The organism is Legionella sainthelensi (assembly GCF_900637685.1).
Taxonomy (GTDB): Bacteria; Pseudomonadota; Gammaproteobacteria; order Legionellales; family Legionellaceae; genus Legionella; species Legionella sainthelensi.
This window is the reverse complement of record NZ_LR134388.1, coordinates 3,905,291-3,922,454: the sequence shown is the minus strand read 5'-3', so window position 1 is coordinate 3,922,454 and position 17,164 is coordinate 3,905,291. Positions and strand designations below refer to the sequence as shown.

The following is a 17,164-nucleotide window of genomic DNA, read 5'->3' as shown; positions in this document are numbered from 1 at the left end:
CAAAAAATGATACCAGTTTAACCCATACCTTATTTTGTCACAATTTGAGTTTTTTACAACGATGGATTTTTGTAGAAACAATCAAACAGAATAGAAGATTTGAGTACAAAACCGCATTTTGACACCTCCCCGACGTTTGAATTCATACTTGTGCAAGGGATTGGAATTTATATTGGCATTGAAATAAAGTACAACGCATAGGCAAATGAAGTATTTTAGTATTCAAATTTAGGTGCATTTACCTAGAAGAAACACAGAAGTTTGAAAAAATTTAAGAGAGCGTTAGAGAGACAAAGCACTGCTTTGTCCCACTAGAAACTAAGCGACTAATGTTAAACCAAACTGTAGTTGATTTGTGTACAAATGATTCAAACTTAATCCACTATTCATGGTTTGTCCATCTGCTGCGGCAAGATTACTTTTACCCCAGTCCGCGAACTCATAGCCTATGCTTGCGTATAAGGATGTTGTAATGGCTCTTTGAATGCCCGCACCTACTGTATAGGTAAAGGAGGTCTTCGTATAGCCATTAAAAGGAGGAGCAGGTACCTCTTCAAAAATTTTAGGCGTAATGACAAAATTATGAGAGTGGTTAAATCCTACGCCAATGCTGCCACTGACATAAGGTTGCACCAATTTCATTCCGGCGGCTAAAACTTTACCTTTTGCAGCAATATGCTGATGATTCACGTAGTAACGGTAAAAATAGTTATTAAAATCGGGATCGGCATCCTCCCATATATCCCCAGTTAATTTAGCATCGCTACTGGCTGCTAAAGCTAAACCAATTTGCCCTAAAAAATTGGCATTAAATGAGTGTTGCAATCCTAAAAATATTTCGCCACTACCTAAGGTGCTATTGGATGACTGATTATCATAGGTTTTTTGAATATCGGGTTGAAGGAAAAAGTTTGTGTTTCACCGTTTTGGCTCCAGCTTGGGCCTCCACTAAGAGTGAGGACTCGTTTCCAACCTTCTTCGATAACACCCATGTCACCTGCAAAAGCAGCATGGCTAAATATTGTAGTGAAAGCCAATAATACGGCAGTTTTTTTTATCATATTCTTTCCTTGAATCTATAATTTTATCTATAAATAAGTTTAGAATCATAAACTATCTTATTGTTGGTATCAATCAACATGTTTTATCAATTGTGGATCATTATTGATTTTGGGTAGAGCATACAATTTAAATATTTATCATAATATTACATCCTTTCAGAATGTATTCCATATCAACAGTGGGACCTAAGATATGTTTCTTGTAATCTGTTGAAACTTACTTTACCATTTAGCTGCACGAATCTAACTTGACCTTTAAAGTAAAACATCAAGGATGTGAAATACAATGAATAGAATGCTTACCCATGTTTTTCATTATTTTATTTTAGGTATAACCCTATTGTTCATGACTACATTTTTGCACGCAGGGGCGCAGCCCAAATTTAGCATTGTTGCAACGACTCCTTCCACAAAACAAGTTTCAGCAACTGGACATGATACCGTGCAGTATCGCGTCACTAATAACACCAATATTACACGAACATTAACTATGAATCCTATTCAAGGAATTCATCAGGTCTTGGCAGGTGGTTGCAGTAATCCATTTACTTTAGCTCCCAAAGCTTCTTGTTTACTTACATTAAGACTAGATGGCAGTGAGTTGCCAGAGCGGGTGACAGGCGGTCCTGAAATATGCAAAACCAAAGGGCCTGGTGATAATAGGCCGGATGCTTTTTTATGTAGTCGACCCAGTGCAGCTGATAGTTTAAATCTTACTGTCGTTTCTTCCTCAAGAACACTAGTTTCAATTGCCATCAGCCCTAGTAATCCCAAAATTGCTAATAAGACCTCGCTGCAATTTGTAGCGATTGGAATATTTTCCAATGGAACGACCCAGGAGATTAGCGATAGGGTGAACTGGTCCTCTTCAAGTCCTAATATTGCATCTATTTCTAATGACGCGGGTTTGAAAGGATTGGCCACTGGGAATAGTCCGGGGACTACCACTATTACCGCTAGCCTTGGCACGACAAGTGCTTCGACACTCCTTACTGTTTCCAGCGCAACCTTATCCTCTATCACAGTTACACCTGTCAATCGCTCGATCCCTAATGGAACAACTCTTCAATATGCCGCTACAGGAACATTTTCAAATGGGACAACACAAGATCTTACTTCCTTCGTAACTTGGACATCTTTGAATGAAACACAGGCGAGTATTTCTAATACAGCGGGCTCCAAGGGGTTAGCAACCGGAAATGCTCCTGGAACTACTATTATCCGTGCCACGTTAAATAACACTATAGGTGAAACAAATCTTACGGTGACTGCGGGTACATTAATATCTATTGCAGTTACACCTAATAATCCAAGTATCCCCAACGGGTTTGCCCAGCAGTTTACAGCCATGGGTACTTTTAGTGGGGGAGCTGTTTATGATATAACCAATCTTGTTGCTTGGACCTCTTCGACTAATGCGGCTTCAATTTCTAATGCACCTGGTTCTCATGGGCTAGCTGTTGGAACCAATACAGGAACAACAACAATTACAGCACAATATGCTGGGATTACTGGTACAACTAACTTAACCGTCACAGCAGCGACACTAACTGCTATTGATGTAACACCGGTTGATCCATCTATAGTTAATGGAACGAATCAACAATTTACAGCGGTTGGTATTTTCTCCAATGGTACGCACCTGACCATTACGCCTTTCGTGACTTGGTCATCGTCGGATACAACAAAAGCAACAATTTCAAATGCTCCTGGTTCTCATGGGTTAGCCTCAGCTGTAGGCGTAGGCTCCACAACTATTACTGCTTCAGTAGGTTCAATGTCAGGGAGCAGCACCTTAACTATTACATCAGCTACTCTTACTTTGATAGAAGTGACTCCCGCGAACACCACCCTGGTTACGGGCAGTACACTTCAATATACTGCCACGGGGATTTACAATAATGATACGACTCAAGATCTGACTCAGGACGTCACTTGGACTTCTTCATCCCCAGCTATTGCTAATATTTCTAATGCACTTGGTTCAAAAGGAGATGTGTATGGCAATGCTGCAGGATCAGCTACAATTAGTGCAAGTTTGAGTGGTGTTTCAGGGTCCACAGGCCTTACAGTGGTTGCACCCACTCTGCAATCAATTACAGTAACGCCTAATAATGCCTCACTTGCTAATGGTTTAACGCTTCAATACACTGCAACAGGAAATTATTCTGATGGCAGTATGCGTAATCTTACTCAGGAGGTGGTCTGGTCTTCTACATCGACAAATATTGCAACGGTTTCTAATTCAAGCAACTCTAAGGGATTGGCTACAGCAACTGCCCAAGGACCCACAACAATCACAGCGAGTTATAATAATATCACTGGTGGCACTCCTTTAACGGTTACTCCAGCAACATTATCCACCATAACTGTAGCGCCATCGTCAGCATCGATTGTAGAGGGTACAACCAAACAATATACAGCCACTGGTCATTTTACCGATAATTCCGAGCAAGATTTAACCTCGTTAGTAACTTGGACGAGCAGTAATAGTACGATCGCTTCTGTTTCCAATCTAAGCGGTAGCGAAGGGTTGGCTACGGGAAATGGAGTAGGAGCCGCGACTATTTCTGCCACACAGAGCTCAGTAACTGGAACTGCTACCTTAAATGTGACTGCTGCTACTTTGCAGTCTATTAAAATCACGGGTAGTGGTTTTGTTCCTGTGGGAGAGAGTATTCAATTGACAGCGGTCGGAACTTATGACAATGGTACAACTCAAAATATTACTACCTTAGTTACATGGTCTTCCGATAACCCCTTTAATGTTTCAGTTTCAAATGCTGTCGGTTCTCAAGGTTTAGCTACTGGCAATAATCCAGGAACAACAAATATTAGGGCAAAGCTTAATGGTCATCAAGGAATTACACCAATAACAGCTACAACCACTCAAGTCACGAGTGTCTACATCTCAACTGCTAATAACTCTATTGTTCATTGTCAGGTTTTAAATACTGGGTTATTTAACAATTGTGTTGAGAGCGCTTCTGTTTTTTCTTCGCCACAGGGTTTAGCTATCAATTCAGTGGGTACTTTTATCTATATTGCTAATTCAGTAGCGGGGCTAGCTAATGGAGTAACCAAATGTACTGTTACTGGTGGTGCTTTCATCAACTGTAGCCAAGCAGCATCTACCGGTACTCAGCTACTCGGCTTTAACCCTTACGGGATTGCCTTAAATGATGCCGTTGGTAACCCAAATCCAAGAGCTTATGTAACAACGTCGACTCATGATAATGTTTTGGTATGCCCCATAAATACGGGAACTAATAATTTGGATAACTGTATCGATTCAGGGATTAATTTCACCACCTTCCCTGCTTACGATATTTCTCTAAACGATGCAGGAACAATGGCTTATGTTACAAGTCCTAATACTAACCAAGTATCGTTATGTATGATTAATTCAATAACGGGTCTATTTGATTCTTGTACTCAGTTGAGTGGCGATTGGGGTTCACCTCTAGGTATTGCATTGCAAAGTTCTGATCTCGGACTATATGTTTCTAGTGTTGGCGAAAACCTTGTATCTTATTGTTCGTTGAATAGCAATGGGACAGTGGAGTATTGCCTCAATGCAAGTCCTAGTCCCATAGCGGGAGTATCTTTTGCCGGCCCTATAGGTATTGTGGTTGGCAAGAATAATCAGGTAGCTTATATCGCAAATTCATTGAATTCGGTAAGTAATCCCATTTCTGTTTGTCCAATTGATGCTGATACACAACGCTTTGGTGCTTGCTCCAGCGCGACTTCATTTGTAATAAACTCGCCACAATTTATTGCCTTACTGTAAATATCAAAAAAGGGTTCCATTTTGGAACCCTTTTATATGATAGCCATGCAAAGTGCGTAGTATGTCTCATGAGCTAAAGAAGCAATTTCTAGCGGATGCTCTTTACTGTTTAACACTTCTCATTTACATCAAAATAATGTGATGTTTATTTTTCTTAACCATTAAAAAATAAAATTTGTTTCTGTTTGCACTGCAAAAGATGTGAAAACCAGGAAGAAATTTGACTTTGAAAAAAAAAGGTGATTATATCTTTGTTCAAAGATTATGAATAATTTTTTATTGAGCCTACTGAAAAAGGACTTGAACAATAATGAATATTAAGCATCGATTAACCCTAATGATGGGTTTTTTATTTTTACTGGCCACTTCTGTTTTATTTGCTGGTACCCAACCAAAATTTAGCATAATTCCGACAACAGCAACGACGAAGCAAATTTCTACTACTTCCAATGATACAGTTCAATACCTTGTTACCAATAACACGACTATCACCCGAACGTTAACGACGAAACCTATACCCGGTGTTACACAAATTGTGGCAGGTGGAGGGTGTAGTAGTCCATTTACTCTTGGTCCCAAAGCATCATGTTATTTAACTTTAAACCTTGATGGGAGTCTGCTTCCGAGACACGTCACTAGTGGGCCTGAGGTATGCAAAACCAAAGGGGCAGGCAATAATATGCCGGACCCCTTTCTGTGCAGCCAACCCAGTGCGGCTGACAGTTTAAATCTCACAGTGGTGCCTGCTACCGCCACATTAGTATCCATTCATGTAACACCGGTGGCTGCTAGTATTGCCAATGGAACTTTTCAACAATACACGGCAACGGGAATTTACTCGAATGGAACAACACAAAATTTAACCAATCTTGTGACCTGGTCATCAACTAATGCGAATATAGCCAGTGTTTCAAACGCAGCTGGTTCCAAAGGATTGGTAACCGCTTATAGCCCCGGCCAAACCAGTATTGCAGCTGCATTGGGCACTTTAAGTGATAGTACGACACTAACGGTTACCACAGCAACGCTACAAGCTATATCGGTATCTCCCACAAATCAGACTATACCTAAAGGTACTAGCTTACAGTATACCGCTACTGGTCTTTTCTCTAATGGGACTAAGCAGGATTTAACCAATTTTGTAACCTGGTCCTCATCAACTGCTGCTGCGACTATTTCTAATAATCCAGGTACCAAAGGAGTTGCTACAGGAGCAAACCCAGGAAGCACCACTATACGTGCTACGTTTAATACTACCACGGGAAGTACTAGCCTGAATGTTACCGCCGCAACACTGAATTCAATTGCCGTTACCCCTGTGAACGCGAGTATTCCAAGTGGTATAAGCCTCCAGTATACTGCAACAGGGAATTTTAGTGATGGTTCTGTTCATGATATAACCAATTTTGTGGTTTGGTCCTCATCAACTGCAGCCGCAACTATCTCTAATTCAAATGGATCTAAAGGATTAGCTACGGGAGTAACGCCTGGAGCAACCACCATTACCGCAAGATTCGAAGCGATAACGGGCACAGCACAACTTAACATCACCGCTGCCGTATTGACTAACATCACTGTCTTGCCGCCGAATCCTTCAATTGCAAGCGGCACCACACAACAATTTATCGCAGTAGGAACATTTTCTGATAAGACTCATGCGCTATTAACCGATCAAGTGGCATGGACTTCCTCTAATCTAAGCACTTCTAGAATTTCTAATGCGGCTGGTTCTAACGGATTAGCTATAGGTTTACAAGTTGGTTCTTCGGTAATTACTGCTACTTTGGGCTCAGTATACGGGAGTGCAAACCTGACTGTAACTGCTGCAACTCTTAGTCGTATTGAAGTGACACCTGTTAATCAGTCTATTCCTGCAGGTACGACACAGCAATATAAGGCTACTGGAGTTTATTCTAATTTAACCACCCAAGATTTAACGGACGTAGTGGTCTGGAATTCTTCTGATGAAATTTTTGCTACCATCAGTAATGCCCCAGGTACTAGCGGTTTGGCAACAGGTAAGCAAGCAGGAGCCACTACTATTTCCGCTACTCTGGGCAGCGTTTCAGGCAGTACGTCTCTAACAGTCACCGCAGCAGCGCTAACCAGCATAACGGTCACGCCTAATAATGCCTCCTTAGCGAATGGGCTACAACTGCAGTATACGGCTACCGGCCATTATAGTAATGGCACTACTCAGGATTTAACAACACAAGTGGTATGGGCATCGTCTAATACTACAGTGGCAGTTATTTCCAATGCAGCCGGCTCCAATGGTTTAGCGACAGCTACCAGCCAGGGGGGGACTACTATTAGCGCTACAATGGGTGCTATTTCAGGCAACACTGCTCTTACAGTAACAGCGGCGCAGTTAACCGCGTTGTTAGTTGTGCCATTGTCAACATCAGTAACGGTTGATGCGACCAAACAATTTTTTGCCGTTGGTTTCTTTAGTGATGCTACTTTTCAAAATCTAACGGATTTCGTGACCTGGTCGTCTTCAGAAACTAGTTTAGCAGTTATTTCTCCCCAAGGATTAGCCACTGGGGTAGCTGCTGGCTCTGTAACCATTACTGCCTCACTCAATAGCACAGTATCTAATGGGGCATCATTAACTGTAACAAATCCTGCGGTAACATCCATTGAAGTAACCGGTGGAGGAGACTTTTTAGTGGGTACACAGGCGCAATTATCCGCGGTGGCTACTTACAGCAATGGTTTAAGAGAGGACGTTACCACGCAGGCGGTGTGGAGCTCTTCTAATACTGCTGTTGCTAGCGTTTCAAATGCGGATGGCTCACAAGGATTAGCTACGGCTATATCACCAGGCACGGCAACAATGCAGGCAGATTTTGGTGGAGCTTCTGGTACCACGTCATTTATGGTGTTGGCAACACGTCCTACCACGGCATTCGTTTCGTTATTGAATACCCATACAGTAGAGGGATGCAATGTGCTTGCTACGGGTTATTTTGATACGCCATGTATTTCTAACACCGCTACTCCCAATAATGCAGCGGGAATGGCTTTAACAGCTGATGGTACTAGAATCTATATTGCTAACTCCTTCCCTAGTAATGACATTACCCAATGTATGGTATCAGGAGGAACATTAGGAAGCTGTGCATCTGCTATGGTTAGCATTCCTTCTCCGTTCCAACCAACAGCCATTGCATTAAATCATGCGCAAACTAAGGCGTATATTACTAGTGGATCTATTGTTTATGTTTGTAATATTGATAGTGGAACAGGAAATTTAAGTGGCTGTACCAATGCAGGTTATAATTTTAGTGCAGATTCTGCAGTAACCTTTGATATTGTCATTAATAACAGCGATTCTTTCGCTTACATTACGACCACTGGTAGAAGTAGAATTTATAAATGCACTATTAATACCTCTAATGGAACATTCACAGGCTGTGTACATTCCGATGCATCAGGGCAAACTTGGGGCATTGCGATACTAAATACCGATCTAGGGCTTTATTACACGGATAAAAATGGCGGTGATATTAGTTACTGCCCCTTGGATAGTTCTGGAAATATAGAGGGATGTCATGCATTAGACGCGCTATCTGATCTATCCACTTTCCCGCAACCTGTTGGTGTTGCTATTCATGGCAACAACAAACTTATCTATGTTGCCGATGAAAATGGTTATGTGGCAGTTTGTCCTATAGAGGAGGACAAAACCTTAGGACCTTGTCAGTTTGCTGAACCACAGGATTCCTTTCCTCGATATTTCATCACTATGCATTAATCACTAGGTACGCTCCCCATGACCAAATGGGGAGCAATAATAAGATTCCAAAAACTATATTTGCATTATTTACATACCATGGCTGAGTTCAAGTTCAGAGTAATTCTTGGATTTTTATTGCAATAAATCAGGCTTAAGATAATCATTAATTGACTGTAGTGCGAGGGCATATGGTCTTTATTCATTCTCCAGATAATATAAAATGGCTTCCCTGTCTGTCTTAAGGGTTGTGGTTATCTAGCCCGGGGTGTCATCGGTAAGTTGGGTTATCGTTGAATAAGTAGGAGTAACTCTTATACGAGGACAGGATTTTTATACGCACCAATCACCTATTTATGCTGTTTTTCAATAAAGCGTCAAGCCTTATCATAACAAGAATTTTTGATCAAAGAACGAAAGCTCTGAACTCCCTGGTTACAGCCGTATTGAGTTTTTTTAAGAATGTGTATCAATTGAGCCATTGGAGCAATTTTACTGTGGGATAGAACCAATGTATCTGTGTGATGTGAGTTGAGCCATGTGTTTCAATATAGATTTATAAACCAAAATATTTAGTATAGATTTGCTCATATGTGCCATCATTTTCCATTTGCAATAAAGTTTTATTGATCTTATTTATAAGCGCCTCATTTTTTTTAAGCGCTAATAGTCCATATCCATTTCCAATAGCAATAGGTTTACCTACGGTTCGAAAAGTAGCAATTTGGTTGCTCGTTAAATATTTAAGGAGATTTACATTAAATAATATGGCATCAATATCATTGTTCTTTAAAGCGTCTATTATAGTGGCGCCGCGTGCAAATTCTTTAATATTGTCAATCGAAGTGTACTGTAGGAGAACGGTCTTTAAGTGAGTTTCTTCAAGGATGCCAATTTTTTACCTTGAAGATCTTTGAGTGATTTTATGTTTGGATTGTTGGTTATAAATTGCCCGTTGCTCGTCATATAAGGCATACTGAAAATGTATTCGGGAGATAGATCTGGGCTAATGGGTGTTGGAGTTAATGAAATGTCAACAAGTCCTTTATCCAGCGAGCCTTCTATACCTTCATTGAGGATTGATTTATATTCGCAGGTATCGTTCATTCGCTTACATAATTCGTTAATCAAATCGATACAAAAGCCAAAATAGTGATTACTTGTATCTACAGCCGAAAATGGGGGGGCAAACTTTCCAACTCCTACTATTATAGTCGCACTATAAGCAAATATATTGCTCGCTAATAAAGCTAAGAAGATGATTTGCTTAATAATTTTCATGGCACACATCCGTTGCAATTATATCTAGAATCTAGATTGGGATAAGATAATTGTCAAATTTAAGTTAAGATCTTTTGATTAAAAATCAGCTTTCTCAACACGAGATTTAAATGTGTAAGGTTGGCAAGCAACGGAGGCTAATTATATAATGGTCAAAAAGTACTACTAAATCCGGTTTCAGTAGTATTACGCAAAATTTTTCAACACATTAGCCTGGTTACAATTTGATTGTGTTTTAGGATAATATCAACAACATATCAAAAATAAAGTTATAACTTTGAGGAGAAAAAATTAATGCGAGTTTTCGTTTTTGTGTATTGTTTTCTATTGTCTTTTTATGCTGCAGCGGAGTCTACTTTACCTTTGGGTTGTCAGGCAGTGACCGTTCAAGGAGAATCCGTAACATTAAGTACCAAAACAAATGGTTTGTTCTTTATTCATAATCTGACCCCCACAGACTTGTGGATTACTCATCCTGTCACAAATCCTGGCGCGAGTGCTGGATGGACTACTCGATTGAAAGCGGGTAATTGGTCGGCATTAACCTTAAAAAAAGGCCCTTTCATTTTAAATTGCATTGAGTCTAAACCAGGGCATGAACAACAAGCACCCTGTGAAGGCGCAATAGCAGTATGCCAATGGAAGGCAAAAGGGGTAAAAATTCCTGCTAAAGCTAAAAAAACCACTTTTTGGGTTGCGGAGGATATGTCTTTGTCTGGAGTAACTGCGGCGGTTGGCGCACGTGGATTTGTTATTCCTGTAGCTAAAAGTGATGAGTAGGCAATTTTTTGTTGCCCCCTTTTATCTTGCTACTTATATGGATAAATGATAGAACAAAGTAAATGGTGTGTAATTAACTATATGACAATAAAATACAAACAAAAAACAGGATGAAAGTTGAGTAAAAAATCAAAAGATCCCTTTTACGAACGGGAGAGTGAAAAATATAACGATCCTGTGCCCAGTCGTGAATTCATTATGAAAATTCTTAATGAATACGGAAAACCGATGTCGCGCAATCGATTATTTGAAAAATTACATATAAGTGACGAACGGAAACAAGAGTCAATGGGATTTAGGTTGAAGGCTATGTTGCGTGATGGACAAATTATGCAAGATAGGCGTGGGCGTTTTTGTCTGATGCAACGGATTAATTTATCTCGAGGTACGGTGCAAGGACACTCAGATGGGTTTGGTTTTTTTATTCCTGATGATGGCTCAGAAGATATGTTTTTGTCCGCTAAAGAAATGCGAGCGGTGATGCATGGAGATATAGTTCTTGCTTATCAAGCCGGCATAGACCGACGAGGCAGACCCGAGGCCAAGATCCATGAGGTAATCGAACATGCTAATGCTACTGTTGTTGGTCGTTTTTTTACGGATCATGGAGTCAGTTTTGTTCTGCCAGACAGTAAACATTTGACGCAAGATATTTCAATTCCCCAAGAAATGGTAAATGGTGCCAAAAATGGGCAAATTGTTTTAGTTGAATTAATTGCTTTTCCCAGTAAACGCACTCAGCCTATAGGTAAGATCATCCATGTATTGGGTGAGCACATGGCTCCAGGCATGGAAATTCAAGTTGCCCTTTATGCACATGGGATCCCCTTTGAATGGCCGGAAGATGTGCGTGTTGAAGTCGCAAAAATTCCACAGCAAGTTACTGAAGAACAAATAAAAGGTCGCACTGATCTTCGTAATCTTCCTTTTGTTACTATAGATGGTGAAGACGCTAAAGATTTTGATGATGCTGTTTATTGTTATAAAAAGCCTAAAGGAGGTTTTCAATTATATGTTGCTATCGCCGATGTGAGTCATTATGTGAGGCAAGATTCAGCATTGGATAAAGAAGCCGCTCGTCGTGGTAATTCTGTTTATTTTCCAGGCAAAGTAATTCCTATGCTCCCTGAGGCTTTGTCCAATGGGCTTTGTTCCCTCAACCCTCATGTGGATCGTTTATGTATGGTTTCTGAGATGGCAATAAGTCGCGAGGGAAAAATATCACGATCACGTTTTTATCGCGCGGTTATCCATTCTCATGCACGCTTGACCTATAATCAGGTTGGTTCCTGGATTGAACAGGGTAAAGCAGATGAACCACATTCTTCTTTATGGCCGACGTTGTGTGCACTCCATGATTTGTATCACGTTTTATTGGTTACTCGTAAACTTCGTGGTGCAATGGATTTTGAGACTACTGAAACTCGAATTCAATTTGATGAAAACAAAAAAATTCAATGTATTGTGCCCGTGGTGCGCAACGATGCTCACAAATTAATTGAAGAATGTATGTTGGCAGCTAATGTTTCTACAGCTCGCTTTTTGGAAAAGGCAGAAATCCCCACTCTATATCGGGTGCATGCAGCACCTGAGGAAGATAAAATTACCGCTTTAAGGCAATTTTTAGGTGAACTGGGATTGCAATTAGGTGGAGGCAAAAAGCCTGGACCCAAAGATTTTCAGCGTACAATGAGTACCATAGAAGACCGCCCTGATAAACATCTTATCGAAACAGTCATGTTGCGTTCATTGAAACAAGCACAATATGTTGAAGCGAATGAAGGACATTTTGGTTTGGCCTATTCTGCCTATACTCATTTTACTTCGCCTATTAGACGTTACCCTGATTTATTAATTCATCGTGCATTAGGTCATTTATTAGATAAGCATCCAATCCATGAGTTTGTTTATACCCATGAAGATATGAACCGTTTAGGTAAACATGCATCAATGACAGAACGTCGTGCCGATGAAGCGACTCGCGAAGTGACGGCTTGGTTAAAATGTGAATATATGCAAGATAAATTAGGGCAGATATTTCAAGGCCGGATCTCGGCTGTAACCAGTTTTGGAATTTTTGTTGAGCTTGATGAAATTTATGTTGAGGGTTTAGTGCATGTAACCTCTTTGAAAAATGATTACTATACTTTTGATTCTGTAAAGCATCGATTAACTGGAACTCGCGGTGGTCAAGTATACTGTTTAGGTGACAAAATGACCGTTTTAGTTGCTCGTGTTGATTTAGATGAGCGTAAAATCGATTTTGAGCCTGTGGAGGACGTGATAAGCCATGAGTGAGCAGTACGTTTATGGAATGCATGCGGTATCAGCTTTATTAGCCAACCCCCATCGAATGACCAAAAAACTCTATATCAGCTATGATCGCGAGGATAAGCGATTGCAGGATATAGTTGATAAAGCGATGCAGGCGCATATTGATATCGAAAAATTAAGTATGCAAAAAATGAATCAACGTTTTGCTGATTTTACCCATCAAGGAATTGTGGCCTGGGCTTCTTCACTACCGGAATACAATGAGTCGCATTTGCTTGCATTATTAGAGTCCAGTAAACAGCCAGCTTTAATCCTTATTTTGGATGGAATTACCGATCCTCATAATTTAGGCGCTTGTTTACGCACTGCTGATGCAACTGGTGTTGATTTTGTGGTGATCCCTAAAGATAAAAGTGCCAGTATTACGCCAGTGGTGAGCAAGGTTGCATGCGGTGCAGCCGAGTCTGTACCTTTAGTCAGAGTGACCAATTTGGTACGTAGTATAAAACTTTTAAAAGAACACGGTGTATGGGTTTATGGTGCTGCAGGAGAGGCAACGAGCACGTTGTATCAAACGGATTGCACTAGTGCTGTTGCTGTAGTATTAGGCGCAGAAGGAGAAGGATTGCGTCGATTAACACGAGAGAACTGTGATAGCTTATTTTCTTTGCCTATGTTGGGTAGTGTTGATAGTTTAAACGTTTCTGTAGCAACCGGTGTGTCTTTATATGAAATTTTAAGGCAAAGAAAAGGGAGTGGTTTTAATGAGTGATTTAAAAATTAAAGCCGCAAAAGCGGCATTGGATTATATTGAAGATGACATAGTGGTGGGTGTAGGTACAGGCTCTACAGTGAATTACTTTATTAAAGAATTAGCGACTATTAAGCATAAAATCGATGCTTGTGTGGCGAGTTCTAAAGCAACAGAGGCTTTATTAAGACAAGAAGGGATACCTGTTATTGATTTAAATTCGGTACAGGATTTGTCCGTTTATATTGATGGGGCAGATGAAGTGACTGAGCATGGCGACATGATAAAAGGAGGAGGCGGCGCATTGACCGGTGAAAAAATCGTAGCCCAACTCGCTCAAAAATTTATCTGTATTGCAGATGATTCAAAACGAGTACGTCATTTGGGACGATTTCCCGTAGCAGTTGAAGTGATTCCAATGGCAAGAAGCATGGTTGCCCGAGAACTCGTAAAATTGGGGGGTGATCCAGAGTACAGAGAGGGTTTTGTCACTGATAATGGTAATATCATTCTTGATGTTTTTAATTTAACAATCAATGAACCTATGGATTTGGAAGAGCGGATTAATCGCATAACTGGTGTTGTCGAAAATGGTATATTTGCTCATTGTATAGCGGATGTGGTTTTATTAGGCTCTCAAGAGGGAGTGAAACGACTGAAATAGTAATCGTGGCCTGGGTAAAATAGAATGAACCCGGGAATGCCCTTACAGACTCTGGGTGATGCATATTAATCCTAAACAAAAGCAGGTTTTCGTTAATGAATGAGCATAAAGTTTATGTAAATAGAATTCTCAATATGAAAAAAATCAAGTTGATTGGTTTGGATATGGATCATACTTTGATTCGCTACCATTCTGAGAATTTTGAATCCTTGGTTTATCAGCTCGTTAAAGAGCAATTGGTCGAAGTAAAACATTACCCTGAGCCTATTAAAAAATTGAATTTCAATTATCGTGATGCAATTCGTGGATTAGTGATTGATAGAAAAAACGGCAATATATTAAAACTAAGTCGGTATGGTGCAATCCGACAAAGTTATCATGGCACTAAATTAATCGATTTTTCGGAACAGCAAAAAATTTATCGAAGTATTTATGTTGATTTGAGTGATCCTAACTACATGGCCATAGATACTGCATTCTCAATTGCTTTTTGTGTCCTATATGGACAATTAGTTGAGTTAAAGGATACCTTGTATCCTGAGCAGATGCCCAGTTATCAAACGATGGCTGTAGACGTACAGTTTTGTGTCGATAAGGTGCATTCTGATGGAAGTCTAAAATCGATTATCAGCAAGAATTTACCTACTTACGTTATAAAGGAACGAGCGGTGGTGGAAGGATTAAAGCATTTCATCCATCATGGCAAAAAAGTATTTATTCTGACTAATTCGGATTATGCTTATACAAAGCTTTTACTCGAATACGCAATAAACCCTTTTTTAAAAAAAGGGGAACACTGGGTTGATTTATTTGAATATGTTATTACTTTAGCCAATAAACCGCGTTTTTTTTACGATAATCTTCGCTTTTTATCGGTGAATCCGGGTACAGGTATGATGACAAATACAATGGGCTCTATTGTCCCCGGGGTGTATCAAGGAGGTAATGCGAAGAAATTCACCGAAGACTTACATATTCGTGGCGATGAAATTCTTTATATTGGCGATCATATCTATGGTGATATCCTTAGATTAAAAAAGGATTGCAATTGGCGAACGGCATTAGTTGTTGAAGAGCTTGGCGAAGAAATAGCAGCTCAAGCGCAAGCTCTTCCAGTAGAGAAAAAAATAATGGAAGCTATGGAAATTAAAAAGGATTTAGAAAGACAATATGTAAATTTATATACTAAAATTATTGATGAAGGTGCTTCTAAAGAGCACAGTAAAGAACTCCAAGAATTACAAGCAGAGATTAGTCGAATCGACGCCCTGCTTACAAAACTAATCAAAGAGCAACAAACCTATTTTAATCCCAAATGGGAACGAGTTTTCCGAGCCGGAGCAGAAGAAAGCTACTTCGCTTATCAAGTAGATCGCTTTGCGTGTATTTATATGGAAAAATTATCTGATTTATTAGAGTACTCTCCTTTAACGTATTTTCGTGCTAATAGACGTTTATTGGCTCATGATGCTGATGTATAAATTAATTATGATGATGAAAGTTAGAGTATGTTTTAATGCCGATGAATTTATCTTTGGAATTCATTCTGCTATCACTATTTTTAAAGCGATTGCACTTTAAAATTTAGTTTAAGTAATATATCTATAGGGATATATGCTAAATAGTGTGAGTTCGATATAAAAAATCAACGTTATTTTTATATCGAACTGATTTTATTTAAAGCTGGACCCATATAAATGTTAGGTATTTTCGCTTTAGTTGGAGGACAAGTTTGATGGGAAAACGTTCGTTTAGAGATGTTCATGTATGAAAATGTTTTGACGTCGAACTCACGTTAAATAAGGAATATAATGGAAATAATCAAATTTTTAAAAAGAATGATTCTTATTAGTTGTCTTATAGGAATTTCCCCATTTATTAGTTCTTGTGCAATGAATCAGACGCTACCTGATAATGCGAAAGGTTATGGTGGTGAAGGTGGCGGCGGTGGACACTAAATTGGTTTCTCTTTAATCTGAGTGGTTTTTGCTGGTTGGCTTAAAGTCTGATCTATGTATCGAGACTTTGGGGGACTTTCAAAGCCAACATGATTCTTGTGAAAATAGGTGAAGGGGAAAGATAATTTCATTTCCCCATGTTCTCTTCATGCCCGATCCTGATGATGCATTTTGTTTAAATTGTGTTTTTAATTGTTTAATTACGATCTACTGCATCAATTTGCCCACAATGAGATTGGCAGCATGAGAAATCTATCTAAGCTCTAAAAAAAATTGAATAATACTAAACCATTATCATCCTGGCCGTCACTGATAGTACAAAGCCAGTCAAGAACCAATTGGTGCTTATGCAAAAGAGGATTAAAGAAATCCAAATGCAGTGTTGCGGTGTTATCCTCAAAAACACGTAAACGACCAGAAAATGTTAAGAGTTCTCCTGAAGGGTGCTCTATAAAAATTTTCATAGACGTGGTCACTGTGTCTATTAACTGATCATTAATGTTCTCTTGGGCATGAAAATAGTGGGTAAAGTTAAACCGAGTTGTCGCTCCCGCTAATCTTTTTTCTAGTTGAGTTTGAATGGCCGATTCTTTTACAACACAATGGTCAAAATGAATAATCGCCCGGACATTGTCACCATTTTCGATAGCTTGAACGAGTTGAGAAAAATTGACAAGAATATTATTATTAGTGAGTGCGTTAGTCTGATTTAAAAAAAGGAGCAATACTCCTCCAACTGACATCAAGCGCCAAATTCTCATTTATATCCTCCATGATGTATCCCGAATTTATAATTATTCCGAAAATAAATATCCACTAAGTATTTTTATTGTATTATATGGTTGAAATTTTTCCATCATTTC

At 39.5% G+C, this 17,164-nt stretch carries 13 protein-coding genes; 8 read left to right on the top strand and 5 right to left on the bottom strand.

Annotated features, from left to right (window positions below; translation table 11 throughout):
• Window positions 1–318 precede the first annotated feature (318 nt).
• Both EL220_RS17065 and EL220_RS19355 read right to left on the bottom strand, forming a co-directional pair.
• Entirely contained in the window at window positions 319–825 is a 507-nt protein-coding gene (locus EL220_RS17065) for an outer membrane protein (RefSeq protein ID WP_232002527.1), read from the bottom strand.
• A 23-nt stretch (window positions 826–848) separates the two neighbouring features.
• Entirely contained in the window at window positions 849–1,061 is a 213-nt protein-coding gene (locus EL220_RS19355; protein ID WP_232002526.1) for a hypothetical protein, read from the bottom strand.
• A gap of 286 nt (window positions 1,062–1,347) precedes the next feature.
• On the opposite strand from EL220_RS19355, the gene EL220_RS17060 reads away from it, so the two are divergent.
• Together EL220_RS17060 and EL220_RS17055 are read left to right on the top strand one after the other, a co-directional pair.
• Window positions 1,348–4,854 (top strand): Ig-like domain-containing protein, encoded by a 3,507-nt coding sequence (locus EL220_RS17060; RefSeq protein WP_051544717.1) that lies wholly within the window; start codon window positions 1,348–1,350, stop codon window positions 4,852–4,854.
• 310 nt (window positions 4,855–5,164) lie between these two features.
• Complete coding sequence (locus EL220_RS17055; protein ID WP_051544718.1) at window positions 5,165–8,614, top strand: beta strand repeat-containing protein; 3,450 nt, start codon at window positions 5,165–5,167, stop codon at window positions 8,612–8,614.
• A 535-nt stretch (window positions 8,615–9,149) separates the two neighbouring features.
• Here EL220_RS17055 and EL220_RS19845 read toward each other — a convergent pair.
• Entirely contained in the window at window positions 9,150–9,362 is a 213-nt protein-coding gene (locus EL220_RS19845; protein WP_414973830.1) for a transporter substrate-binding domain-containing protein, read from the bottom strand.
• Window positions 9,363–9,460: 98 nt separating this feature from the next.
• A complete protein-coding gene (locus EL220_RS19840; RefSeq protein WP_269470994.1) occupies window positions 9,461–9,874 on the bottom strand; it encodes a transporter substrate-binding domain-containing protein in 414 nt (137 codons plus the stop codon).
• Between the two features lie 294 nt (window positions 9,875–10,168).
• Between EL220_RS19840 and EL220_RS17045 the strand changes: the two genes are divergently transcribed.
• The 6 genes from EL220_RS17045 (at window position 10,169) to EL220_RS18300 (ending at window position 16,301) form a co-directional block, all read left to right on the top strand.
• Complete coding sequence (locus EL220_RS17045) at window positions 10,169–10,654, top strand: hypothetical protein (protein ID WP_027270506.1); 486 nt, start codon at window positions 10,169–10,171, stop codon at window positions 10,652–10,654.
• Window positions 10,655–10,771: 117 nt separating this feature from the next.
• Entirely contained in the window at window positions 10,772–12,952 is a 2,181-nt protein-coding gene (gene rnr / locus EL220_RS17040; protein ID WP_027270507.1) for a ribonuclease R, read from the top strand.
• Complete coding sequence (gene rlmB / locus EL220_RS17035) at window positions 12,945–13,700, top strand: 23S rRNA (guanosine(2251)-2'-O)-methyltransferase RlmB (RefSeq protein ID WP_027270508.1); 756 nt, start codon at window positions 12,945–12,947, stop codon at window positions 13,698–13,700. The genes rnr and rlmB overlap by 8 nt, the downstream gene beginning before the upstream one ends.
• Window positions 13,693–14,343 carry a ribose-5-phosphate isomerase RpiA gene (gene rpiA, locus EL220_RS17030; protein ID WP_027270509.1) on the top strand — a complete coding sequence of 217 codons (651 nt, stop codon included), beginning with the start codon at window positions 13,693–13,695 and terminating at the stop codon, window positions 14,341–14,343. The genes rlmB and rpiA overlap by 8 nt, the downstream gene beginning before the upstream one ends.
• Before the next feature lie 95 nt (window positions 14,344–14,438).
• Entirely contained in the window at window positions 14,439–15,824 is a 1,386-nt protein-coding gene (locus EL220_RS17025; RefSeq protein ID WP_027270510.1) for an HAD-IG family 5'-nucleotidase, read from the top strand.
• Window positions 15,825–16,154: 330 nt separating this feature from the next.
• Window positions 16,155–16,301: a hypothetical protein gene (locus tag EL220_RS18300; RefSeq protein WP_027270511.1), complete on the top strand. Its 147-nt coding sequence runs from the start codon at window positions 16,155–16,157 to the stop codon at window positions 16,299–16,301.
• 263 nt (window positions 16,302–16,564) lie between these two features.
• Here the strand turns inward: EL220_RS18300 and EL220_RS17020 are convergent, their stop codons facing one another.
• Entirely contained in the window at window positions 16,565–17,062 is a 498-nt protein-coding gene (locus EL220_RS17020) for a hypothetical protein (protein WP_027270512.1), read from the bottom strand.
• Window positions 17,063–17,164 lie beyond the last annotated feature (102 nt).

Excerpts from the sequence above, each read along its gene's own strand:
- EL220_RS19355 (WP_232002526.1), bottom strand. The coding sequence starts at position 1,061 with ATGATAAAAAAAACTGCCGTATTATTGGCTTTCACTACAATATTTAGC.
- EL220_RS17060 (WP_051544717.1), top strand. The coding sequence starts at position 1,348 with ATGAATAGAATGCTTACCCATGTTTTTCATTATTTTATTTTAGGTATA.
- EL220_RS17055 (WP_051544718.1), top strand. The coding sequence starts at position 5,165 with ATGAATATTAAGCATCGATTAACCCTAATGATGGGTTTTTTATTTTTA.
- EL220_RS19840 (WP_269470994.1), bottom strand. The coding sequence starts at position 9,874 with ATGAAAATTATTAAGCAAATCATCTTCTTAGCTTTATTAGCGAGCAAT.
- EL220_RS17045 (WP_027270506.1), top strand. The coding sequence starts at position 10,169 with ATGCGAGTTTTCGTTTTTGTGTATTGTTTTCTATTGTCTTTTTATGCT.
- rlmB (WP_027270508.1), top strand. The coding sequence starts at position 12,945 with ATGAGTGAGCAGTACGTTTATGGAATGCATGCGGTATCAGCTTTATTA.
- rpiA (WP_027270509.1), top strand. The coding sequence starts at position 13,693 with ATGAGTGATTTAAAAATTAAAGCCGCAAAAGCGGCATTGGATTATATT.
- EL220_RS17025 (WP_027270510.1), top strand. The coding sequence starts at position 14,439 with ATGAATGAGCATAAAGTTTATGTAAATAGAATTCTCAATATGAAAAAA.
- EL220_RS18300 (WP_027270511.1), top strand. The coding sequence starts at position 16,155 with ATGGAAATAATCAAATTTTTAAAAAGAATGATTCTTATTAGTTGTCTT.
- EL220_RS17020 (WP_027270512.1), bottom strand. The coding sequence starts at position 17,062 with ATGAGAATTTGGCGCTTGATGTCAGTTGGAGGAGTATTGCTCCTTTTT.